Annotated in this window: 20 protein-coding genes; 13 read left to right on the top strand and 7 right to left on the bottom strand. The window is 58.4% G+C overall.

Going from position 1 to position 22792, the window contains the following annotated elements:
• Positions 1-27 precede the first annotated feature (27 nt).
• Positions 28-1050: an LLM class flavin-dependent oxidoreductase gene (locus tag BM235_RS04060; RefSeq protein ID WP_090109697.1), complete on the top strand. Its 1023-nt coding sequence runs from the start codon at positions 28-30 to the stop codon at positions 1048-1050.
• 318 nt (positions 1051-1368) lie between these two features.
• Positions 1369-2793, top strand: a complete 1425-nt coding sequence (glnA, locus tag BM235_RS04055) for a type I glutamate--ammonia ligase (protein ID WP_090109695.1) — start codon at positions 1369-1371, stop codon at positions 2791-2793.
• Between the two features lie 52 nt (positions 2794-2845).
• Here glnA and thpR read toward each other — a convergent pair whose 3' ends face one another.
• Positions 2846-3481: an RNA 2',3'-cyclic phosphodiesterase gene (gene thpR / locus BM235_RS04050; RefSeq protein WP_090109693.1), complete on the bottom strand. Its 636-nt coding sequence runs from the start codon at positions 3479-3481 to the stop codon at positions 2846-2848.
• Between the two features lie 126 nt (positions 3482-3607).
• On the opposite strand from thpR, the gene serC reads away from it, so the two are divergent.
• The 4 genes from serC to BM235_RS04030 all read left to right on the top strand — a co-directional run bounded on the left by serC (position 3608) and on the right by BM235_RS04030 (position 7230).
• Positions 3608-4696 (top strand): 3-phosphoserine/phosphohydroxythreonine transaminase, encoded by a 1089-nt coding sequence (gene serC, locus BM235_RS04045; RefSeq protein ID WP_090109691.1) that lies wholly within the window; start codon positions 3608-3610, stop codon positions 4694-4696.
• A 115-nt stretch (positions 4697-4811) separates the two neighbouring features.
• Positions 4812-5279: a tRNA (uridine(34)/cytosine(34)/5-carboxymethylaminomethyluridine(34)-2'-O)-methyltransferase TrmL gene (gene trmL, locus BM235_RS04040; RefSeq protein WP_090109689.1), complete on the top strand. Its 468-nt coding sequence runs from the start codon at positions 4812-4814 to the stop codon at positions 5277-5279.
• A gap of 160 nt (positions 5280-5439) precedes the next feature.
• The gene (locus tag BM235_RS04035) at positions 5440-5682 is read left to right on the top strand and encodes an AbrB/MazE/SpoVT family DNA-binding domain-containing protein (protein WP_090109687.1); all 243 of its coding nucleotides are present in this window, start codon (positions 5440-5442) and stop codon (positions 5680-5682) included.
• 426 nt (positions 5683-6108) lie between these two features.
• On the top strand, positions 6109-7230 hold the full coding sequence (locus BM235_RS04030; protein ID WP_090109685.1) for an aminotransferase class I/II-fold pyridoxal phosphate-dependent enzyme: 1122 nt from the start codon (positions 6109-6111) through the stop codon (positions 7228-7230).
• A gap of 2 nt (positions 7231-7232) precedes the next feature.
• Here the strand turns inward: BM235_RS04030 and BM235_RS04025 are convergent, their stop codons facing one another.
• Both BM235_RS04025 and BM235_RS04020 read right to left on the bottom strand, forming a co-directional pair.
• Entirely contained in the window at positions 7233-7541 is a 309-nt protein-coding gene (locus BM235_RS04025) for a Rieske (2Fe-2S) protein (RefSeq protein WP_090109683.1), read from the bottom strand.
• Positions 7538-8464: a DUF2161 family putative PD-(D/E)XK-type phosphodiesterase gene (locus tag BM235_RS04020; protein WP_090109680.1), complete on the bottom strand. Its 927-nt coding sequence runs from the start codon at positions 8462-8464 to the stop codon at positions 7538-7540. The genes BM235_RS04025 and BM235_RS04020 overlap by 4 nt, the downstream gene beginning before the upstream one ends.
• A gap of 168 nt (positions 8465-8632) precedes the next feature.
• Here BM235_RS04020 and BM235_RS04015 point away from each other — a divergent pair, with 168 nt between their 5' ends.
• Positions 8633-10528, top strand: a complete 1896-nt coding sequence (locus tag BM235_RS04015; protein WP_090109678.1) for a PrkA family serine protein kinase — start codon at positions 8633-8635, stop codon at positions 10526-10528.
• Positions 10529-10811: 283 nt separating this feature from the next.
• On the opposite strand, the gene BM235_RS04010 is transcribed toward BM235_RS04015, so the two are convergent.
• Positions 10812-11588, bottom strand: coding sequence for a hypothetical protein (locus tag BM235_RS04010; RefSeq protein ID WP_090109676.1), 777 nt, complete (start codon positions 11586-11588; stop codon positions 10812-10814).
• Between the two features lie 223 nt (positions 11589-11811).
• Here BM235_RS04010 and BM235_RS04005 point away from each other — a divergent pair, with 223 nt between their 5' ends.
• Complete coding sequence (locus BM235_RS04005) at positions 11812-13158, top strand: MATE family efflux transporter (RefSeq protein ID WP_090109674.1); 1347 nt, start codon at positions 11812-11814, stop codon at positions 13156-13158.
• 71 nt (positions 13159-13229) lie between these two features.
• Here the strand turns inward: BM235_RS04005 and BM235_RS04000 are convergent, their stop codons facing one another.
• Positions 13230-14126, bottom strand: a complete 897-nt coding sequence (locus tag BM235_RS04000; protein WP_090109672.1) for an SDR family oxidoreductase — start codon at positions 14124-14126, stop codon at positions 13230-13232.
• Between the two features lie 262 nt (positions 14127-14388).
• On the opposite strand from BM235_RS04000, the gene BM235_RS03995 reads away from it, so the two are divergent.
• Positions 14389-15324: a nucleoside hydrolase gene (locus tag BM235_RS03995; protein WP_255374049.1), complete on the top strand. Its 936-nt coding sequence runs from the start codon at positions 14389-14391 to the stop codon at positions 15322-15324.
• 96 nt (positions 15325-15420) lie between these two features.
• On the opposite strand, the gene BM235_RS03990 is transcribed toward BM235_RS03995, so the two are convergent.
• A complete protein-coding gene (locus BM235_RS03990) occupies positions 15421-16146 on the bottom strand; it encodes a response regulator transcription factor (RefSeq protein WP_090109670.1) in 726 nt (241 codons plus the stop codon).
• A gap of 6 nt (positions 16147-16152) precedes the next feature.
• Complete coding sequence (locus BM235_RS03985) at positions 16153-18069, bottom strand: sensor histidine kinase (RefSeq protein WP_090109667.1); 1917 nt, start codon at positions 18067-18069, stop codon at positions 16153-16155.
• Positions 18070-18263: 194 nt separating this feature from the next.
• On the opposite strand from BM235_RS03985, the gene BM235_RS03980 reads away from it, so the two are divergent.
• From BM235_RS03980 to BM235_RS03965, 4 genes are all read left to right on the top strand, one after another.
• Positions 18264-19622, top strand: coding sequence for an ABC transporter substrate-binding protein (locus BM235_RS03980; RefSeq protein ID WP_090109666.1), 1359 nt, complete (start codon positions 18264-18266; stop codon positions 19620-19622).
• A gap of 89 nt (positions 19623-19711) precedes the next feature.
• Positions 19712-20584 carry a carbohydrate ABC transporter permease gene (locus tag BM235_RS03975; RefSeq protein ID WP_090109664.1) on the top strand — a complete coding sequence of 291 codons (873 nt, stop codon included), beginning with the start codon at positions 19712-19714 and terminating at the stop codon, positions 20582-20584.
• Entirely contained in the window at positions 20581-21402 is an 822-nt protein-coding gene (locus BM235_RS03970) for a carbohydrate ABC transporter permease (RefSeq protein ID WP_090109662.1), read from the top strand. The genes BM235_RS03975 and BM235_RS03970 overlap by 4 nt, the downstream gene beginning before the upstream one ends.
• 28 nt (positions 21403-21430) lie before the next feature.
• Positions 21431-22780, top strand: coding sequence for an alpha-L-fucosidase (locus tag BM235_RS03965; RefSeq protein ID WP_255374048.1), 1350 nt, complete (start codon positions 21431-21433; stop codon positions 22778-22780).
• The last annotated feature ends 12 nt before the right edge of the window (positions 22781-22792 follow it).

Here is a 22792-nt window from a genome sequence, read left to right as displayed (position 1 = left end):
GTACAATAGTAGGGAGGTGATCGACGAATGTTGAAGCTGGGCGTACTGGAGCAATCCCCCGTGCTGAGCGGAGGGGACGCCGCGCAAGCGCTCCGGGATACGATCGAGCTGGCGAAGCTTGCCGAAAGGCTCGGCTATTCGCGGTTCTGGGTATCGGAGCACCACAACGCGACCGGGCTGGCCGGCTCTTCCCCCGAGGTACTCCTCGCCGCGCTGGGAGCGCGCACTTCGCGTATTCGCATCGGTTCGGGCGGCGTGCTGCTGCCGCATTACAGTCCGTATAAGGTCGCCGAAAACTTCAGGGTGCTCGAAGGTTTGTATCCGGGTAGAATCGACCTCGGCATCGGCCGGGCGCCGGGCGGCATGCCGCTCGTATCGCGGGCGATGGGCAGGGAGGCGGGCAAGGACAAAGAGGGGGGCTTCGTCCATTCGTTGGGGGAGCTTGCGGCTTATCTGGAAATCGGGCCCCCGCTCGGAACCGGCCACCCGCTGGCCGGACTTGCGGCGTCGCCGGTCGTAAGCACGCGTCCCGAGGCTTGGCTTCTCGGCTCGAGCGCCCATAGCGCGCAGGTGGCGTCCGCGATGGGCGCGGGGTTCGCATTCGCGCATTTTATCAACGGGCAAGGCGGGCAGGCCGCCGCGCGCGAATACAGGCTCCGCTTCAGGCCCGGACCGCTTGGGTCGTCGCCTCGCGTCGCGGTATGCGTATTCGTCGTCTGCATGGACGACGACAGCCAAGCGGAGCGGGAAGCGGCATCGCTTGACTTGCGGCTGCTGCTGAACGATAAAGGCGAATACGGCCGGCCGGTGCCGAGCCGCGAGGAGGCGCGGACATACGCGTACAGTGCGTCCGACCGGGCGAGGATCGCGGAGAACAGGAGCCGGATGATCGTCGGCGGTCCAGAACGCGCGGAGCGGCAGTTGTATACGCTCGCTGCGAGCTATGGCGCCGACGAGATCATCGTCAATTGCATCACTGCCGACGCGACGTCCCGATCCGCCAGTATCGAGCGAATCGCCGGCTTGATTCGCAAACGGATCGCCAGGTAAAACGCGTTAAGCGGCATTGGCGGAAATCGATAAGAATAGGGCGGAAGCCGGACGTTCGGTTTTTCGCGCGGCGGTCGGCCGAGGCGGTCCGAGACCGGGCGTACCGCCCGCCGGACGCGGGTTTTTCTCGCTGTCGGGACGCGGTTTTCCGGTATGTCAAAAGTGTTAACATACCTCACACTTCCACAAAAAATACCTTACATAAGTATTGACGCTCTTCTATCAAAAAATTTATAATAGCGACAGAGTTCAGGTGAAAAGTTGAACGTTGTTTCGTTTCACAAGACCTAATGTTCGGAAATGGGGAGGAAATTCGAAATGTCTGCACAAAACGTTTTGGATCTCATCAAGGAAAAGAATATTGAGTTCGTCGATTTTCGTTTCGTCGATTTGAACGGCCGCGCTCACCACATCACGCTGCCGGCGACGGAAGTGGACGAAGATACTTTCGTTAACGGCGTTGCTTTCGACGGTTCTTCGATCACCGGTTTCCGCGGCATCGAACAATCCGACATGGTCATGATGCCCGACACCGAATCGGTCTACGTGGATCCGTTCACCGCTCACGCGACCCTGATCGTCATGTCCAACATCTACACGCCGGACGGCGAACGTTATGACCGCGACCCGCGTTCGATCGCGCACAAGGCCGAAGAATTCCTTCAACAATCCGGCGTCGGCACGACTGCTTTCTTCGCGCCAGAATCCGAGTTCTTCATCTTCGACGACGTCCGCTACGAGAGCACGATGAATTCTTCTTCCTTCTTCGTCGATTCCGAAGAAGCCGCTTGGAACACCAACCGCAAGGAAGAGGGCGGCAACCTGGCGTTCAAAGTAGGCGTTAAGGGCGGCTACGTGCCTGTAGCTCCGGTCGACTCCCAGCAAGACATCCGCAGCGAGATGGTCCGCCTGATGCAGGATTCCGGACTTCGCGTCGAGCGTCACCACCACGAAGTGGCGACGGCCGGCCAAGCGGAGATCAACTTCCGCTTCGACACGCTGACCAAGACTGCCGACAACCTGATGAAGTACAAATATATCGTTCACAACGTAGCGCGCCAATACGGCAAAGTCGCGACGTTCATGCCGAAGCCGCTCTTCGGCGACAACGGCTCTGGCATGCACGTGCACACGTCGATCTTCAACGAAGGCGAGCCGCTGTTCTACGAGAAGGGCGCTTACGCGAACCTGAGCGATCTCGCGCTGCACTACATCGGCGGCATCCTGCACCATGCGCCTGCGCTGATCGCGATCACGAACCCGTCCACGAACTCGTTCAAGCGTCTGGTTCCTGGCTACGAAGCGCCGGTTAACCTGGTTTACTCCGCAGGCAACCGTTCCGCAGCCGTCCGTATTCCGGTCGCTGCCGTTACGCCGAAGGGCTGCCGCATCGAGTTCCGTACGCCGGACTCCACGGCGAACCCGTACCTGGCGTTCGCAGCCATGCTGATGGCAGGCCTGGACGGCATCAAGCGCAAGATCGATCCGCGCGCGCTGGGCTACGGTCCGTTCGACAAGAACATCTACGAACTGTCCGACGAAGAGAAGGCAGAGATCCGCAGCGTACCGGGCAACCTGGACGAAGCGCTTGATGCCCTTGAAGCGGACTTCGAATTCCTGACCGAAGGCGGCGTCTTCACGAAGGAATTCATCGATAACTACGTCGACGTGAAGCGTGCCGAAGCGAAGGCTGTCGCGATCCGCATTCACCCGCACGAATACGGCCTCTACTTCGATTGCTAATCGAATCGGATTTACCGAAAAGCTCCCGCAAGGGAGCTTTTCTTGCGTATATTCAGCTTTGTCCGGGAAACGGGATGGCATCGAGACGTTCGTAGGAAGGCGAGCGGCCGAGATGGGAGAGGAAGATCGTGATCGAACTTCCTGGCCAGACGGTGTGAATCCCCTCCTCATGAGAAGCCAAATTAAGCCACAGCTCCTGAACGGAGGCATTGGTGCAGCGCTCTCCTTCCCAGCTGCGAGCGAGCGTAATATGCGGATGATAAGGTCTGGCCTCGGGCTCATAGCCGATTCGTTCCCGAAGCCGTTCGCCGAGCATCCGGTGCAGCTCATGCAGCGGGGAGACGGCAGGGTCCGCTTCCTGACTGCCTGCGACCGTATTGTCGTCATTCGCTTCTTCGATGCCGCACCAGAGTACGCGCGGCGCGGACGGGGGGCCGAAGGTGCCTGGCGCGGAGAGAGACAACCGGGACGGCTTCGAATGCTCGGCGGCCTCTCGGGCCGCGAGCCGGATCTCTGGCAGCTTGTCCTTTGGCGTATTGCCCAGGTAATGAAGCGTAAGATGGTAGTCGGCGGGATGGGTCCATTTGCGGTACGATAAAGCTGGCTTCATTTCTTGCGCTACGCGGCCTAATGCACGTTCAATGGGCTGCGGAAGTGCAATACCTAGGAAAAGACGAAGATTTTCCATAATGTCCTCCGGATTCGTTCGGAAATTTTGTGTTTCGTCATCCTTTTGTCCTTTAAAGCGGTTGAACACCTCAGGCAGCTTTGTTATGATGTTTTAAGATGAAACGACTATAAGGTGGGAATTGAAATGTCCAATCGTGCCTACAATTTTAACGCAGGTCCGGCCGCTTTGCCTTTAGAGGTTTTGCAGCAGGCACAGGAGCAATTCGTCGATTTTGAAAACAGCGGCATGTCGCTGATGGAGATGTCCCATCGCGGCGCCATTTACGAACGCGTACATAACGAGACGGAGCAGCTCGTACGGGAGCTGATGGGCGTGCCCGAAGGCTATAAGGTGTTGCTGGTCCAAGGCGGCGCCAGCACCCAGTTCGCCATGGTGCCGATGAACCTGCTTAAGCCGGACAAGGTAGCCGCTTATGTCGCGACGGGCAGCTGGGCGACCAAGGCGATCAAGGAAGCGAAGCTGTTCGGCGAGGTCGCGATCGCGGCTTCCTCCGAAGCAGATGCCTATAAGCGGATTCCGTCTTTGGGCGAGCTTAACGTACCGGGCAACGCCGCCTATGTGCATTTGACGTCGAACGAAACGATTGAAGGGACGCAATGGGCGGCATATCCGGATACGGGAGACGTGCCGCTCGTCGCGGATATGTCCAGCGATATTTTGTGCCGTCCGGTCGACGTATCGCGTTTCGGTCTCATATATGCGGGCGCTCAGAAAAACCTCGGACCGTCCGGCGTCACGATCGTCGTCGTCCGGGAAGACTTGATCGGCGCGCCGTCGATGGCCGTGCCGACGATGCTTCGCTACGACACGCACGCGAAGAGCGGCTCTCTGTATAATACCCCGCCTTCGTTCGCCATCTACATGGCGAACCGGGTTCTGAACTGGGTGAAGGCGCAGGGCGGCGCAGCCGGCGTGGAGCGGCTGAACCGGGAGAAAGCGAACCTGATCTATTCAACGATCGACGCGAGCGGCGGTTTTTACAAAGGCTTCGCGAACGCGGACAGCCGTTCCATCATGAACGTCACCTTCCGCCTTGGCAGCGAAGAGCTGGAGAAGAAGTTCGTGAAGGACTCCGAAGCCGCGGGCTTCGTTGGACTTAAAGGCCACCGGGACGTCGGCGGTTTGCGCGCATCGATCTACAACGCCGTGCCGCTCGGCAGCGTCAAGGCGCTCGTAGACTTCATGGGCGAATTTGCCCGCACGAACGGTTAGGATCGACCGGCTGCGGCCGATGCATGCATAGCAGGCCGGAATGGATTAACCGCGGCGCCCGCCGCGGTTTTTTCGCATCGTCGAACGACATTTGCTAAAGGAGGAAGGCAACCGAATGCCTTTTCATATCGTACTCGTCGAACCTGAGATTCCCGCCAATACCGGCAATATCGCCCGCACCTGCGCCGCGACCGGTACGCATCTTCATCTCGTGCGCCCGCTCGGTTTTTCGACCGACGACAAGGTGCTGAAGCGTGCGGGTCTCGATTATTGGTATGCCGTCAACATTACTTATTACGATTCGTTTAACGAGGTCAGAAGCGCTTTTCCCGAAGGGCGGTTTTTCTACGCCAGCACCCGCAGCTCGCGTCGCTACAGCGAGATGCAGTATAAGGATGGGGACTTGTTCGTCTTCGGCAAGGAAACCAAAGGATTGCCGCAAGCGCTGCTCGACGATAATCCAGGGCAGAGTATCCGCATGCCGATGACGGACAAAGTCCGATCGCTTAACCTGGCCAATTCGGCCGCTATCGTCGTTTACGAAGCGCTTCGGCAAACCGGGTTTGCCGGTTTGGAAGGCTAATATCCTAATAAATTCGACATAAATCGGCAAGATTCTTGCATTATTTTAAGCAAAATCTATTTTTTGCAGGGATTGTCGAGGAAGTTAGCGAACCTAAGGTTAAGACTTGGGCAATAATCCGCACTTGTTATGAATAACGAAAGAATGGGAGAGGACTGCTTTGAAGCCTGCTGGTGTCGTAAGAAAAGTGGACCAACTCGGCCGGATCGTGCTGCCGAAATCGCTGCGGAAGCGTTATCAGATGAATGAAGGAGATCCTGTAGAAATTCTTGTACAGGGAGATCATATTATTCTGGAGCGTTACCGTCCGCGGTGCGTATTCTGCTCGTCCATGGAGAACGTCACCGAATACAAGGAACGCCATGTATGCGGCGCATGCATGAAGGAAATGAACGCGCTCTAATCCACAATTCAACGACTGTTAACGAGAGCCTTCCCGACCGGCGAGATCAGCCGGCTCGGTAACGGCTCTTATTCGTTAAAAGACCCCCAAGAAAGCCCGCTCGCACGGGATTGCCTTGGGGGTCTTACCGCTTCGCGAAGCCTGAGGCGGATGCCTGTCCGAATCGGAGATCAGAGACCTTTGGTCTTGTCCTCGTTGTATGCGGCAGTCAACATCGCCGTGATGAACAACGCGAATACAAGCATGACGATCCAGAACTTGTCGCTCATACCCAGAATCATGTTCGACACCTCCACTAAACTTCCTCTATTATAACCAAGCCCGCCCAAAAAGAAAACGCAAAAAACGGCGTTTGCGCAGCATACACTGTATCGTGGGCAAAAAGCCCGGCGCGCGAGCGCCCGGAAGCGATTGGAGATGGGGGCCATGATCAATTGGATGGGCGGTTGGCCTGCGGAGGGTTTACTGGCTGAAGCCGAGTGGCAGGAAAAGCGCCAAGCGCCTTCCGTTGCGACGGCGGAAGCGATCGCGGATAGACTCCGCCGGCTGGAGACGGAAAAACAGCTCGCCTCGCTCGTATTGTCGGGTCAGCTCGGTCCGTATTGGCGGCCTGCGGACGACCCGGGACAGTGGCTCCTCACGGACGACGCGGACGAAGCGCTCAGATTGGCGACGAAGGCGCTCCTGCAGCCGGGCGACGCGATCCTGGTCGAGCGCCCCACGAGCCGCACGGCGCTGCAGCTGTTCGCCCGGGCCGGAACGGCGGCATTCGAGGTGCCGGGCAGCGCGGAGGGGATGGATCCCGAAGCGCTGGCGGACGCGATCGCAACCTTCAAGCCGCGTGCCGTCTACGTATCTTTGACCTGCTCGGATCCGGCGGGCTGCAGGTGGAGCGACGAACGCCGAACGGCATTACTGCGATTGTGCGCGCAAGCCGGCGTAGCGCTTGTCCTCGACGAGCGCCAAAGTCTGACGTGCGGATGGACGACGAACCTGGCCGAGGGAGAAGAAGTCGGGCCGGCGGCGGTTATCGGCGGCTTGCCTTCCGGACTCGTATCGGGCATGCGGCTCGGGTGGCTTCAATGGACGGGATGGGGGGAAAAGGACGCTGCGTTCGTGCCGGTCCCTCCCGCTAGAAGGCCGGACCGCGAGCGGGATGCGCTGGACGATCGCGAGGCGCTGCTCCGCTATTGGAACGAGTCGTCGCCGATCCCAGCGCTCGAGACGCTAAGGTTTATTTATCGGACGCGGCATGCGTCGCTAGCGGAGCAGATCGCGCGGACGGGAATTCCAGGGTTGGTCTGCAAGCAGCCCGAAGCGGGAAGCCATGCCTGGCTGAAGCTGCCGGACGGACTGGAAGGCGAGCCGCTGCTGAAAGCGGCATGGCTGGAGGGCGTGCTGTTCCAGCCGGGTGCCGGGTATTATGCCGCGGCGGCGGATCGATCCCGGCTAAGGCTGACGCCGGTCCATTCGGATGAGCGGGAAATCTCGGAGGGCGTCAGACGATTGCGCCTGACGATTGAATCTTTTACCGGAAGGTCGATATAAGCTTAATAATCGGGGCCGCTCGCATACAGCTGGCCATCGACGAGCTCGACGTCACGGCGCATGAGGCGCTCGTCGTCGCGGTTCGTGCACGCGCCGGAGCTGCCGTCGAAGGTCCAGTAATGAAGCGGGCAATAAAAATCGCCATCGGCGAGCAGTACTTCTCCGCCGGCATGCGGGCAAAAAGCAAGCAGGAGCGCGATGCGTCCTTCTTCGTCCTTCGTCAGCCAGTAGGGTTTACCTTCCACTTCCAACGACAAGGGCACGTTGGCCAGCATCTCGGCAGAACCGAGCGGAATGCGTGAATCGCTCATCTTCGCTGCAACTCCTCTATATAATAGGTAGCCGATTCTGAAATGTCGCCAACGTCGTCAGCGTCGGATTCGGTTCGCTCTGCGGCAACAGCAGCAGCTGCCCACGGGAAGCGGGTCGCCCAATACGAGACCGCTTCGGCATATTCAAGCAGCGCGGCCCGGCCGGCCGGCGTCAACGCGTACAGCCCGCGACCGGCCTTGGCGAACCAGCCGTAATAATTGCTGCGCAGCAGCTGGCCGGGATCGGCGACCCCGGTTAGCGCGCCGACCTGACGCGGCGCGAGCGCCGGCGCGTCCGCGCAGCGGAGCGCAAGCGCGCACTGCAGCGCACGCTCCCGATAGGCGGTGACGAGCTTGCGCTTCGTGCTGCCGCCGACATTATAATCGCCGCTGCGCCCGGCGAATTCCTTCAGCAGCTTGGCGGTACCTTTGCGCCGGCCGCCGGATCTGGCCGTCGGCACGGCGACCGGCAGGAGCGGGGCAGCGATTGCCGCCGCCGCGTATCGCTCGGCGACGTTTTCGGCGACTGCGGCCGGTATGGAACCTGCCAGCGGGCTGCCGATCTCGCACCATACTTCGATGACGGGTGGCTTGGTTTTATAAAAGGTCACCGTCATAAAGCCGAGGGAGAGCCTGCGGCATAGATCCGAGATCTCCCCGAAGCGCTGGTTGTGCGCGCCTTTCTTGACCCGGTTGCGCTCGACGGCCAGCCAGACGGCTGCGCCCGTTCGTTGACGCTCAAGCCCTTGGAGCAGCAGCGCGAGCGTGAACGTCTTTTTCATCTCGACGATGACGGGCAGCGATTCGTCGGGCCGGATCGCGACCAGGTCGCAGCCCTTGACCTCCGCTTTAACCTCGTAGCCTCTCGCCGTCCAGAACGCTTTCAGCGCAGGATACAGTTCCGTCTCGTATTTGACCGCCACGCCGCTTCCCCCGTTCGCCGCTTGATTCGTACATTATAGCACGGTCATTTATTTTCATCCCGTTTTCGGGGCAAATTCGTCCACCTCCCCGCATAGGTATAGAGTACGTTGCGAAGACGATGAATGGTCACACCGATAGACAGACAGAGAGACAGGGAGGATAGCGGCATGGACATCTTCAAGCGGCTCGCCGAGTACCGGACTGCTAGCGAGAGGTTGACGTGGACGGGATCATTTCGCGATTATATCGATTTGCTGAAGAACGACCCCGTACCTGCGATGACCGCGCATTCCAGGGTATACGACATGATCGTCTCCCACGGTGTGGAAGAGCAGAACGGCGTGAAGAAGTACAAGTTTTTTGAAAACGACATTTACGGCCTCGACCGAACGCTCGAGCGGCTGGTCGAAGAGTATTTTCACTCCGCGGCCAGAAGGCTCGACGTCCGCAAGCGGATCTTGCTGCTTATGGGGCCGGTGAGCGGAGGCAAGTCCACGATCGTCACGCTGCTGAAAAGAGGGCTGGAGCAGTATTCGAGAACGGAAAGGGGAGCGGTGTTCGCGCTGCAGGGCTGTCCGATGCACGAGGAGCCGCTTCATCTCGTGCCGAACGAGCTTCGGCCTGAATTCGAAAAGGAGCTTAGCGTCCGCATCGAGGGCAATCTCTGCCCGTCGTGCGCGCTCCGGCTACGCAGCGAATACGGGGGCGACATCGAGAGCTTCCCCGTCGAGCGCGTGTTTCTGTCCGAAGATACGCGAACCGGCATCGGCACGTTCAGCCCGTCCGACCCGAAGTCGCAAGATATCGCTGACCTGACGGGCAGCATCGATTTTTCGACCATTACCGAATTCGGCTCGGAGTCCGACCCCCGCGCCTACCGCTTCGACGGCGAACTGAACAAAGCGAACCGTGGCCTGATGGAGTTCCAGGAGATGCTGAAGTGCGACGAGAAGTTCCTATGGAACCTGCTCTCGCTGACGCAGGAAGGGAACTTCAAGGCGGGCCGGTTCGCGCTCATCAGCGCCGACGAGCTCATCGTGGCGCATACGAACGAATCCGAGTACAAGACGTTTATCGCCAATAAGAAAAACGAGGCGCTGCAATCGCGCATGATCGTCATGCCCGTGCCGTACAATTTGCGCGTGAGCGACGAGGAGAAAATTTACGGCAAGCTGATCGGACAATCGGATATGAGCCATATCCATATCGCGCCGCATGCGCTTCGGGCCGCCGCCATCTTCAGCATTTTGACGCGGCTCAAGGAATCCAAGAAGCAGGGCATGGACCTGGTCAAAAAGATGCGGCTCTACGACGGCGAAGAGGTCGAAGGCTTCAAAGACGCGGACCTGAAGGAGATGCAAAACGAGTTCAACGACGAGGGCATGTCGGGCATCGACCCGCGCTACGTCATCAACCGCATTTCCAGCGCCCTGATCAAGCAGGACCAAGAGTACATCAACGCCCTTGACGTGCTGCGCGCGCTCAAGGACGGGCTCGACCAGCATCCTTCGATCACCAAGGAGGAACGCGAGCGGTACTTAGGCTTCATCTCCGTCGCTCGCAAGGAATACGACGCGCTGGCGAAGAAAGAAGTGCAGAAGGCGTTCGTGTACTCGTTCGAGGAGTCGGCGCGCACCTTGTTCGAGAACTACCTCGACAATATTGAAGCCTATTGCAATTGGCAAAAAATCAAGGATCCGCTGACCGGCGAAACGATGGATCCCGACGAGCGCCTTATGCGCTCCATCGAGGAGCAGATCGGCATCTCCGAAAACGCGAAAAAGGCGTTCCGCGAAGAGATCCTGATCCGCATCTCCGCCTACTCGCGCAAAGGACGCAAGTTCGACTACAGCACGCACGAACGCCTGCGCGAAGCGATCGAGAAGAAGCTGTTCGCCGACCTGAAGGATATCGTCAAGATCACCACCTCCACCAAGACGCCGGACGAAAATCAGCTGAAGCGCATCAACGAGGTCATCAACCGCCTCGTCGAGGAGCACGGCTACACGACCGCCAGCGCCAACGAGCTGCTGCGGTACGTGGGGAGCTTGCTGAACCGCTGAGCGCTGGGCGTTAGCCGGACGTGGGTGAACCGCACAGAAATTGTGCGGTTTTTTGCGTTCGCGCGCTGGCAGGGGGAATTTCCGCTCTCGCCGTCGTCCGCGGCGGGTTTGCGACTCCAGAATCGCACAAAAATTGTGCGGTTCTGACAATATCGCCTGCCGCGCCGCGGGTACTCACGCTCCCGCCGCCGTCCGCTGCGCCCGCGACTCCAGAACCGCACAAAAATTGTGCGGTTCTCGCCTATTCGCCTGTCGCGTCGCGGGTACATCCGCCCCAACCCGATCAGAAAAAGTGATAAGGAATTTTCTCGCGAACGACTTGATATTTCCTTATCACTTTGTGTGCAGGGTTTATAGGGGCGACGAAGCCGGCTTTCTTAAGGTGCGCGAGATACTTTAATGCGGTATTGCGATGCATGTCCAATGAGACGGCGATCTGAGCGGGGCTAATAGGTTTTACAGAGCGACATATATGGGCGAGAACTCGTTTTTCTTGCGCGCCAAGCGCATTAAAAGCGGCAGCGTGCTCGCCCCTCGCGCTCCCAAGCATTTGCAGCCGCAGTTGCTGGCACTGCCGCGGCTTGTCGCGGAGCATCAGGAACGGAAAGCGGAGCATGAGCCAGCGGTCGAGTACCATATAATTCTGGCGCATGAGCTCGTCTTCGAACTCGGCGGAGGAAAGGTGGAGGCGATGCGGTCCGCGGACGTCCAGCTCGATGGCGATTCGGAGCCCGTTCGTTAGATAGACGAAGTCGACATAGCGGTAGCCGTCCTTGTAGTCGACAACCTCGTATTCGGGGATCAGTCCGGAGAGCGAACGGAAAGCGGGCCACCATACATAGCGTAGAAAGTAAAGTGAAGCATGCGACAATCCGCCGGCCAACCTAGCTCGGCCGCGAGGCGAAGACTTCCTAAGAACTTGTCGCCACCAAGCCGCAAAAGCGGCCTCGAAGGCGAGTTGATTCTGCCCGGCCGACTCATCGGGAAGGAGTTCGGCGGATCGCAACTGAACAAGCATGCGTTCAACCGCGAAAAGGCGGCTCTTCACGATATTTTGCATATAAATCCCCTCCTAATAGAATAAAAAAAACCGCCCGGGCCGCGAATCCGAGGATTCGCTGCGCGAACGGCGTGTGCTTCACACCAATATGTATCTCACCAATATGTAACTAATGTAGCGGACCGGCGTGAATTCCGCAAGTCACTGCGCATAAGCCCCATTGACTTCCCGCAAAGCCTCATGCAGACTAAATGAACATCCGACAAAAGAGGTTCCTATCATCATGCCATTACTCCGCAATTGGCTTCAAATCATGATGCTCGCGCTGCCGTCCTTGTTCGCGTTCGCCACCCAGACGGTGACGGGCACGGTTAACCTGATCATGGTGGGGCATCTGGGCATCGTCATCATTGCCGTCGTCGGCGTCTCTAATATTATTATGTACAACGTGTTCGCGCTGTTTTCGGGCATCGGGCATACGGTCAACTACCTCGTCGCGCAAAATTACGGGGCGGGGGAGATGCGCAAGGGGATCGGCCGGACTTATCTGGCGTTGACAGCCAGCGTCGGCATCGGCGCGCTGATCGTGCTGGCGGGATGGCTGGCGAGCGATGGCGTGCTCGCGCTCACCGGCGGATCCGACAACGTCGTGCGGACGGGCGCCGACTATTTGGAGCTGAGATTTTACGCGATGGCTTTCGGCATCGTCAGCTTCGTGTTCCACGGCTTCTTCCGCGGCGTGGGCAACACGCGCATCTCGATGATCGTCGCGATCGTATCCAATCTGATCATGATCGGCCTGACCTACGGCTTCGTTAACGGCGAGCTGGGTTTGCCCGAGCTCGGCGTCAAGGGGGCCGGCTGGGCGATCCTCATCGGGGAGGCGATCCAGCTGCTCCTGTGCCTGGTTGTATTTTACGGACCGATGCACGGCAAGTTCGGCACGCGGTCCTTTCCGAAGCCGGATTGGCGGGAGCTTCGGCTCGTCGCCCAAGAGAGCGGCAAGCTCGGTCTGATGGAGTTTTCGATGAGCGTGTCGATGTACATCTTCACGATGTTCGTCGCAAGGATCGGGGACGCGGCCCTCGCGGCAAACGAGGTGGCGCTGAACGTCATGTCGTTCGGCTTCATGCCGGCATTCGCCTTCGGATCGACGGCGACGATCCTCGTCGGACAGGAGATTGGCCGCGGCAAGCCGCTGCTCGCGCGCAAGGCGGGCACCGATACGGCGGTGCTCGGCAGTCTGTTCCTGCTCCTGCTCGGCACGGCGGAGCTCGTCTGGGCGGTCCCGATCGCGCGGATGTTCAGCGACGATCCGCTCGTGTACGAGACGGCGGCGCATCTCATTCAGGTGTCGGCCTACCTCCAGATTTTCGACGGAATATACAACTTTTACGCGGGCGGGCTACGCGGCATCGGCGATACGACGTTCCTCATGCGGGCGTCGCTCGCGCTCAGTTTCCTGCTGTTCGTGCCGCTCACGTACCTGTTCGTTCAGGTGGCCGGTTGGGGAAGCATGGGCGCCTGGCTCGCGTTATATACGTTCCTGACCGTCCTTGGCACGACCGTGGCCGTACGTTATTACAGGACGGATTGGCATGCGGTTCGGCTCAAGGAAGCACACGGCTGATTTAGGTTGTCTCACAAATGAAAAGCACCGCCCCGGGCTAACGATTCGCCTGGAGCGGTGCTCTTTTTTACTCAGCCGTTAATGACGGTGCCCCCGTTGACGTGGAGCACCTGGCCCGTCACGTACGAGGAATCCTCGCACGCGAGGTAGACATAGGCCGGCGCGAGCTCGTCGGGCTGCCCCGGCCGCTTCATCGGGCTGTCGGTGCCGAACTTCGCCACCTTTTGCTCGTCGAAGGTCGAAGGAATGAGCGGCGTCCAGATCGGCCCCGGCGCGACGGCGTTGACGCGAATGCCTTTGTCCACCACGTTGCCCGAGAGGGAGCGGGTGAAGGCGACGATCGCGCCCTTGGTCGAGCTGTAGTCGAGCAGCTCCGGACTGCCGCGGTAGGCGGTAATAGACGTCGTGTTAATGATCGCGGCGCCCTTTTTCAGATGCGGCATCGCCGCCTGCGTCAGGTAGAACATGCCGAAGACGTTCGTGCGGAACGTTTTCTCCAGCTGCTCCGGCGTGATATCCTCGATCGTCTTCTGCGGATGCTGCTCCGCGGCGTTGTTCACGAGCACGTCGAGCTTGCCGAGCTGGGACACCGTCTGATCGACGGCCTGCTTGCAAAAAGCCGGGTCGCCGACATCGCCGTCCAAAATGATGCATTTGCGGCCCTCGGCCTCCACTTGGCGCTGCGTCTCGCGCGCGTCGGTGTACTCGCTAAGGTACAAAATCGCGACGTCCGCGCCTTCCTTGGCGAACGTAATGGCGACCGAGCGGCCGATCCCGCTGTCGCCGCCCGTAATGAGCGCGACCTTTCCGAGCAGCTTGCCCGCGGCTTTGTATGTCGGAGATTCGACCTCGGGGGCCGGATACATATCGCTCTGAATGCCGGGCTGTTGATCTTGGTGCTGCGGCGGGACATGGGACGGACGCGTCGGCGTCTCGGTCGGACTGGTCGTCTGATTGGTTGGGGTCATGTCGTATCACTCCTTCAAAGGTTTCTAGGAGTAAGTTAAACCAAACGCCGTCGTTCTACGCACGATTCTCCGAATTCGGCGCCAACTTACAGATCCGCGCCCTTTTTCTTCAACCCGTTCAAATTCGGTAGCCGCCTGCCTATTCGCGTCCAAATTGTCCATTTTTTGAAGATGAATGTACATGTCCAAACCAGAAAAGCGGATTTATAATCATGTCCGAAAGCGTTTTTAACTCCATGATCAGGGAAAGGGGAGATTCGGCGTGAACGCCATTTTCGAAAAGTTTCCTTACCGGGTTCCGGCAAGCAAACGCGTCCGCGTCATCGTCAACTCCGATGCGGCGAACGAGGCGGACGACCAATTTGCGATCGTACAGGCGCTGCTGACGCCCAAGCTGAACATTCGCGGCTTTGTCGCGACGCATTTCGGCACGCACCGGACGGAGACGTCGATGGAGCAGTCGTTCGATGAGATCAAGCGGATTCTCGCGTTGATGGATATGAGCGGGGATTACCCGGTTTACCGGGGCTCCCCCGGACGGCTGAACCCCGAAGCCCCGATCGTCAGCGAAGGCGCGCAATTCATCATGGACGAAGCGATGCGCGACGATACGCGCGAGCCGCTGTTCGCGATCTTCCTCGGCGCGATGACCGACCTCGCTGCGGCCTACAGGGCCAAGCCCGAAATTGCCGGCAGGCTGACGGCCGTCTGGATCGGCGGCGGCGCTTATCCGGACGGCGGAGAGGAATTCAATCTCGGCAACGACATCGCCGCGAACGACATCGTGTTCGGGTCCGACATCCCGCTGTGGCAGGTTCCAAGGGACGTCTATAAAATGCCGCGCGTCTCGCTGGCCGAGCTTGCCGTCAAAGTGAAGCCGTGGGGAGAAATCGGCGCGTACCTGTTCCGCCAGCTGGAGGCATTTAACCTGCTGCCGATCCATTCGCCGCGCTGGCCGCCGGGTGAGTCGTGGAATATGGGCGATTCGCCGGCGGTATCCCTGCTGATCGACGATCAGAACTTCGATTGCGAGCTTCGGCACGCGCCGGTGATCGGGGAGGATATGGGCTATATCCACGCTGGGACACGCAGGCCGATCCGGGTTTATAAGAGCGTGGATTCCCGGTTTATTTTAGAGGATCTGTATGCGAAGCTTCAGCTTTTTCACGAGCTGAAAGCTTCCGGACAAGGGAAATAGAAAATCGCGCGCAAAAAGGGCGGCCCGGAGGCCGCCCTCTTCTGTCGCAAGCGCGGACTGCGAAGTCCGTACCCGGCTGACGCCGCTTCGCCGCGTTCACTTCTGGAATTCGCGCGGCGTCATGCCGGTCGCCTGCTTGAAGATGCGACTGAAATAAAACGGATCGGCATAGCCGACTTGCTCGCCGACCGCCTTGACGGGCAGGTCCTTGCGCTGCTTGAGCAGGCGCTTCGCTTCGTTGATCCGAAGCGTGGCGATGTACTTCGAAGGCGCTTCGCCGACGTGCTTGAGAAATATTTTACTTAAATACGCGGACGAGAAGCTGAACTGCTTCGAGAGCTGCTCCAGGCTGATCTCCTCGTGAAAATGCTCCCGCAAATACTGTTGGATTCGCTGCACCGTTTTCTCGATGTCGTTCACTTCGATGATGGGCTCCTTCGACAGCTGCGCCCGGACGTCGTCCAGCACGTCCGTCAGGTCCTGCAGCTTGACCGGCTTCAGCAAATAGTGCTTGACGTTAAATTTCATCGCCTGCCGGGCATATTCGAAATCGGCGTATCCGCTGGCGATGATGACCGCAGTGTGCGGATAATATTTATGCACTTCTTCGATCAGCTTGAGCCCGTCCATCACGGGCATGCGAATGTCCGTGACGAGCACTTGCGGCTGCAGCCGCCTGACCAGCTCCCACGCTTCCTGGCCGTGCGCGGCTTCGCCGACGATAGAGAAGCTTTGGCGGCTTTGCTCGATTTTGCGGATCAGGCCGCTGCGGATCAGATCCTCGTCCTCCGCGATTACCGTCGAATACTGAATGTCCTGCATGCCGAATCACTCCTTGTGCAGCAGCCCTCCGATGCGTACGGACGCACCGCCCTCCGGAAGGTTACGGATTTCGAAGATTTTGCTCTCGCCGTATATCAGCTTCAATCTTAAATAAATGTTGAGCAGGCCCATGCCGTTCAGCTCCAACGCCGGGAGGCTGCTTGCCTGCTCCAGCGAGGCCAGTCTGGCATGGAGTTGCGCGAGCTTGTCCGGCTCGAAGCCGCCGCCGTCATCCCTCACTTCGATCTGCCAGCCGGCGTCGGTCATTGTGCCGATGATATCGATCCGCCAGGGCGGCGCGTGGGACATGCCGAATTTAATGCTGTTTTCGGCCAACGGCTGCACGGCCAGCTTGGGCACCATCTGCGCCATCATTTCCTCCGGCACCGCAACCCGGTAAGTCAATCGGTCTCCGAACCGCACCTTATTGATTTCCAAATAATTCATCGTGTGCGTCAACTCGTCCCGCAGCGGTACCTGCCGTTCCTTCGAGGTGATGTACCGCAAGCCGTCGGACATATGCTCGATCGTCGCGATCAGCGGCTCGTTCATGCGCTGTTCGGCCATTTCTTGAAGATTGGTCAGCGTATTGTACAAAAAGTGCGGATTCATCTGCGTCTGCAGGGCGTTGAGCTGCGATTGCAGGCTCTGCGCTTCGGCCAGCAGCAGATGGTCCAGCGATTGCTTCAGCCGCTCGCTCATGCGCTGGAACGCGTCGTGCAGCTCGTCCAGCTCGATGAAGCCGCTTTTCATTTTCTGCTGGGCGATAATGTTGGAGCCGATATGCTCGAACGAGAAGTTGCGCACCGCGCGCCGAATCCGGTAGATCGGAAACGTAATCTTGTTGGCCGCATAGAAGGAGAGGCCGATGCCGAGCGCAAGTAGCACGAAGGAGGTACCGAACAACTGAAACGTAAATTTCTTGAGCGGCCGGAACAGGTCGCTCTCCGAAGTGGTCAGAATCGTATACCACCCTGTCGACGCCGAATAGTGCAACGACAGCAACTGCTTCTCGGACGTGACGGGATCGTTGAAAGGAAAGTTGGCGTTCGCGTCGGCGTCCTTGCCCAACGGGTCGATCAGGCTGCGAAACGCTTCATCCCGCTTGTCGTCGTGCTCGAACGGATAGATGATCCGACCGTCCCGATTAAGGATGTAAATATGTCCGTTATACGGATTGTCGCTCTCGAAATCCGCGGCGCTTGCCAGAATGCGGTACGCGTATTGCTTGACTTCGATGGCCCCGATCGGCACGTTGTATTCGTCGTACAGCAGCCGGTAGAGCGAGATGGAGTACCTTCCGTCCGCGGAAGAATAATATTTGGACAACTGCAGATCCAGCTTCGGATCGGAGACGAGCTTGCCGGGCTGCCCCTGCATCAGCCGCTCGATAAACGGCGTTTCCTCCGGTCGATAGCTTTGTTCCCGGTTGTCGAAGCCGGTTCCGTAATATCGGCCGTTGAAGGAATATAAGTAGATTTGCTCGACCAGCCGGGAAGGCCCGATAATGGCGGTCAGCGCGTCCGTGAGCACCTTGGCGTCGTCGTTCTGCCGAATACGCTGCTGTGCGGCAGAATCCGTACCGGAATCGTGCGTCGGCATCGCTTGGGCCGTGCCTCTCCCGTCCGGAGAGCCGCCGTCTTGCCCATTGCCGTCTTGCCCGTTGCCGCCGGCCATATAACTGGCGAAGCGCGCCTTGACCAGATTGGAGTACATCACGTTCAGGGAAACCCGGTTCAACTGCTCGATCTGCTGGTCGAGCTGGTCCTGGATCGAAACGCCGAAGCTTTCGAGCGTGCTCATGGCCTGTCCCCGCAGTTGACGGGTCGACCAGGAATTGAAGAAAAGAACGAGCGTCGCGAACACGATCAGGATAATGGCGGAATACGTCAGGAACAAAGCCGTTTTCATGCTTTTAAACATGCTCTCGTACTCCTAAGCTTCCATACTGGGCCAAGCGCAATTAAATTATAGCCTAACCTCATCGAAATGTAAGCGGTTAAATACAGACAAGTTTTGAACCGATTATTCTATGGAGGAAAAAACGCAGCTCAGTATACTTAAAGTATCATCGATGAATGAACAAGCCTTAAGCCAAACAAGGGGGGACTTTTCGGATGAAAAAGTGGACGATGACCTTGCTTTCCGTATCCGTCGCGATGTCGGTCGTACTGGCCGGCTGCGGCAGCAATAACGACAAGGAAGCGAGCGGCGGCAGCGCTTCTCCGTCCGCCGGGGCAAGCGGAACTTCCGCGCAGGGCGGCGGCAAAAAGAACGTGACGCTGACATATATGGCGAGCCAAGGCTGGATCAAGGATTCGGAAATGGAGCTGGCGAAAAAGTTCGAAGAGGAAACGGGCATTAAAATCGATTATCAGATCGTGCCTTCCGACCAATATTTCAACGTGCTGAAAACGAAGCTGAACGCCGGCGAAGGCCCGGACATTTTCGGCGGACAAAGCGGCTACAGCGAGATCACGATGAACTACAACGTCGAGAAAAACGCCGTCGACCTTAGCGACCAGGAATGGGTGAAGCGCGAAGATCCATTGTCCGTCGAGCAGCTAACCGCAAACGGCAAAGTGTATGCGCTTACGATCTGGGACACGTACAGCAGCTTCGTGGTCGCGTATAACAAAAAACTGTTCAGCAAGCTGGGCCTGGAAATTCCGAAAACGTACGAGGAATTCAAAAACGCGGCATTGAAAATTCAGAAAGACGGCGTCACGCCGATCTACGAGCCGATCGCCGACGGATGGCACCATGTGCTGTGGTTCGCCGAGCCCGGACCGAACTACGACAAGCTCGAGCCGAATCTGTACGACGATCTGAACCAGAACAAAAAGAAGTTCGTGGATAGCAAGGCGATGCTGGATTCCATGACGCAGCTGAAAGAAATGTATGATCTAGGCTTCTTCGGCGACAACACGCTTTCCGACACCGGCTCCGATACGGTCGCCAAGCTGGGCAGCGGCGAATTCGGGATGAGTCTCGTGGCGCAGAGCGTCGCGACGGAGCTTGCGGGACAATATCCGGAGTATAAAGTCGAAGACATCGGCTTCTTCCCGATCCCGCTGACGGACAACCAGATATACTACATCAATCCGGGCGGCCCGAGCAAGTTTATTTATTCCGGCTCGAAGCACATCGACGAGGCGAAGCAGTACTTCAACTTCCTGACGAAGCAGGAAAACCTGCAGTTCATGCTCGACAACGATCCGACGATCTCCAACTTGAATTTCCCGGACCTGAAGAACAAATATACCGAAGAGCAGCAAAAGCTGTTCAGCAGCTATCCGGAGCGCGGGACGGACATTCAAGACTACGTCAACTACGTGAACCCGCAATGGATGGACATCGGCAAAGATATCGTCTCGATGCTGTCGGGCGCCATTCAGCCGATCGACGTGCTCAAAAGCATCGACCAGCGCCGCGCGGACATGGCCAAGGTGGCCAAGGATCCGAACTGGAAATAGTCGCCGGACCGGCAGGAATCGGGGTTGGCAATGGCTGCGGAAACGGCCGTTGCCAATTTTTATTCTAAGGGGAAGTGAGGGGAATTGCGATGAATCGCGCCATGTATCCGTTTTATTTCGGCATCGCGGCCTTGGTCGTCTATTCGGTATTTTTCGTCGTACCGGGTCTTATGGGCATTTACTACTCGTTCACCGACTGGAACAGCTACTCGGACGAGATTCGTTACATCGGCTTCGACAATCTGGCGAAAATCTTCTCCGGAGACGCGAAATATCTGAGCTACATCGAAAATACGCTCGTGTTCACCGTCAGCACGGTCGTGCTCAAGACGGCGCTCGGCTTGCTCTTCGCGATCATGCTGAACGACGGCATCCGGGCGAAGGGGCTTCACCGCGTCATGCTGTTCATGCCCTCCATCCTCCCGATGCTCGTCGTCGGACTGATCTTCAAATCGATTTTGAATCCGGCCACGGGGCTGTTGAACGAATCGCTGCGGGCGATCGGCCTCGATTTTATGGCGCAGAAGTGGCTGACCGACCTGAGCTGGGCTTTCAAGTCGATCATTGCCGTGGACGTCTGGAAAGGCGTCGGCTACATTATGATCATTCTGCTGGCCGGCCTCCAATCGATCGACAAAACCTATTACGAGGCCGCTGCCATCGACGGCGCGAACTTCTGGCAGAAGCTGCGGCGCATTACGATTCCGCTCCTCGTTCCGGCGCTTGTCGTTACGACGGTGCTGAACTTGCTGCACGGCCTGAAGGTGTTCGAGGCGGTCTACGTATTGACGAACGGAGGACCGGGATACGCGACGGACGTCATGTATACGGCGATTTTCAAAGAGTTTTCCAACGGTAACTACGGTATGGGCACGGCGCTGTCCTCCGTCCTGTTCGTCGTCATGACGGCGCTCGGCTACTTCGTCGTACGCCTGATGTCGAGGGAGGGGGACGAACGATGATGAACAGGGCCCTATTGCCCGCGCTCCGCAATGCGTTTGCCTGGATACTGAGCGCCATGATGTTTATTCCGCTGCTGCTCGTCGCCGTCAACTCCATGAAGACAAAGGCCGAAGCGAACGGCATGAATATGTCGCTGCCGAAGGCGTTCCAGTGGTCGAACTATTCGGTCGTGATCAAGGACGGGAAGCTGATCCAGTCGTTTTTCAACAGTCTGCTGTACGCCTGCGGGGCGACCGTCGGCAGCATTCTGCTCGCTTCGCTGGCCGCCTACGTCTTGTCGCGCAACCGAACGAGGCTGAACAAGGCGACGTACTTTTATTTGATCATGGGCATCGCGATGCCGACCAACTTCGTCACCTTGATGAAGGTGATGCAGTGGACGCATCTGGTCAATACGCAGTTCGGCATCGTTCTTATGCTCGCGGCGTCCAGCATTCCGTTCAGCGTGTTCCTGATCTACGGCTTCGTCGGCGGCGTCCCTCGCGAGCTGGACGAAGCGGGAATCGTCGACGGCTGCTCGCCGATCCGCCTGTTCCTCACGGTCGTCCTGCCGCTGCTGACGCCGGTGCTGGTGACGGTGGCGATATTGAACTTTATGGGCGCGTGGAGCGACTTTATCCATCCGCTGTACTTTCTGAACCATTCGGAAAAATGGCCGATGACGCTGGCCGTATACAATTTCTTCGGCCGCTTCCAGGTCAACTGGAACCTCGTGTCGGCGGACATCGTGCTGACGACGCTGCCGGTCATCGTCATTTATTTGCTCGGCCAGCGGTTCATCATCTCCGGCATGACGGCCGGTTCGGTCAAAGGTTGAATCCAGGTTAAGAGGAGGCGCGAAAAAAGTGACGCAGGACAGCTCACGATCGGGCGAAACAACGGCTCGAAAGCAGTCAGTCTCGATGGCCCACGATCCGCGCAGCGAGTGGTTCACGGAAGCCCGGTTCGGCTTGTACATTCACTGGGGCTTGTACGCGCTGGGGGCGCGCCACGAATGGATGCGATCACGGGAGTTTATGAGCAACGAGGCCTACGAGAAATATTTCCGGCATTTCGATCCCGATCTGTACGATCCGGCGAAATGGGCGAAGCTGGCGGGCGATGCCGGGATGAAATATATGGTGGTGACGGCCAAGCACCACGAGGGCTTCTGCCTGTGGGATTCCAAATTGACCGACTACAAGGCGACCAATACGTCTTGCGGCAAGGATCTGCTGCGGCCGATGCTGGAGGCGTTCCGCGCGGAAGGCATTCGCACCGGTCTGTACTATTCGCTGCTGGATTGGCACCATCCCGACTATACGGTGGACGTCAAGCATCCGATGCGCTACGACCAGGAATACGTCGCGCGGGATGCGCAGCGGAACTGGCAGAACTATGTCGACTATATGCACGGCCAGACAAGGGAGCTGTTGACGGAGTATGGCGACATCGACGTGTTGTTCCTCGATTTCTCGATTCCGCAGGAAGAAGGCTTCCCGGGAAAAGGCAAGGACGAATGGCAAAGCGAGCGATTCGTGGACATGGTCCGTTCGCTTCAGCCGAATACGCTGATTAACGATCGGCTGGGCGTGCCGGGAGACATCACGACGCCGGAGCAGTATCAGCCGCGGGAGTGGATCAAGATCGACGGAAAGCCCGTGCTGTGGGAGGCTTGTCACACGTTCAGCGGTTCTTGGGGGTATTACCGGGACGAGGAATCCTGGAAGAGCGCGGAGCAAATCCTGCGCATGCTGATCGACACGGTGAGCAAGGGAGGCAACTTTCTGCTGAACGTCGGCCCCAACGCCCGCGGCGAGTTGGACGAGCGGGCCGTAGAGCGGCTGGAGGAGATCGGCGTCTGGATGAGGAAGCACGCGCGCGCCATTCACGGCTGCACGGCTGCGCCGCCCCATCTACCGACGTGCCCGGAGGATTGCAGGTTCACCTACAACCCGAAGACGAATCGGCTGTACCTGCATCTGTTCGCGTGGCCGTTCAAGCAGCTTCATCTGGCGAATTTCTCGGGACTTGTCGAGTACGCCCAGCTGCTGGACGACGCTTCGGAGATCCGCATGGCGGAAGGCGAGAAGAAGCTGACGATCGAGGCGGGCGCGTTCGACGAGGGGCGTCCGGCCAACATGCTGACGCTGCAGCTTCCGGTCAAGAAGCCGAAGGCGGCGATTCCGGTCATCGAGCTGTTTTTGAAAAGCTAGCGGCAACCAACG

The sequence above is a fragment of the Cohnella sp. OV330 genome (assembly GCF_900112065.1).
Lineage (GTDB): Bacteria > Bacillota > Bacilli > Paenibacillales > Paenibacillaceae > Cohnella.
The sequence above is the reverse complement of the archived record's forward strand: the minus strand, read 5'-3'. Positions and strand labels throughout refer to the sequence as shown.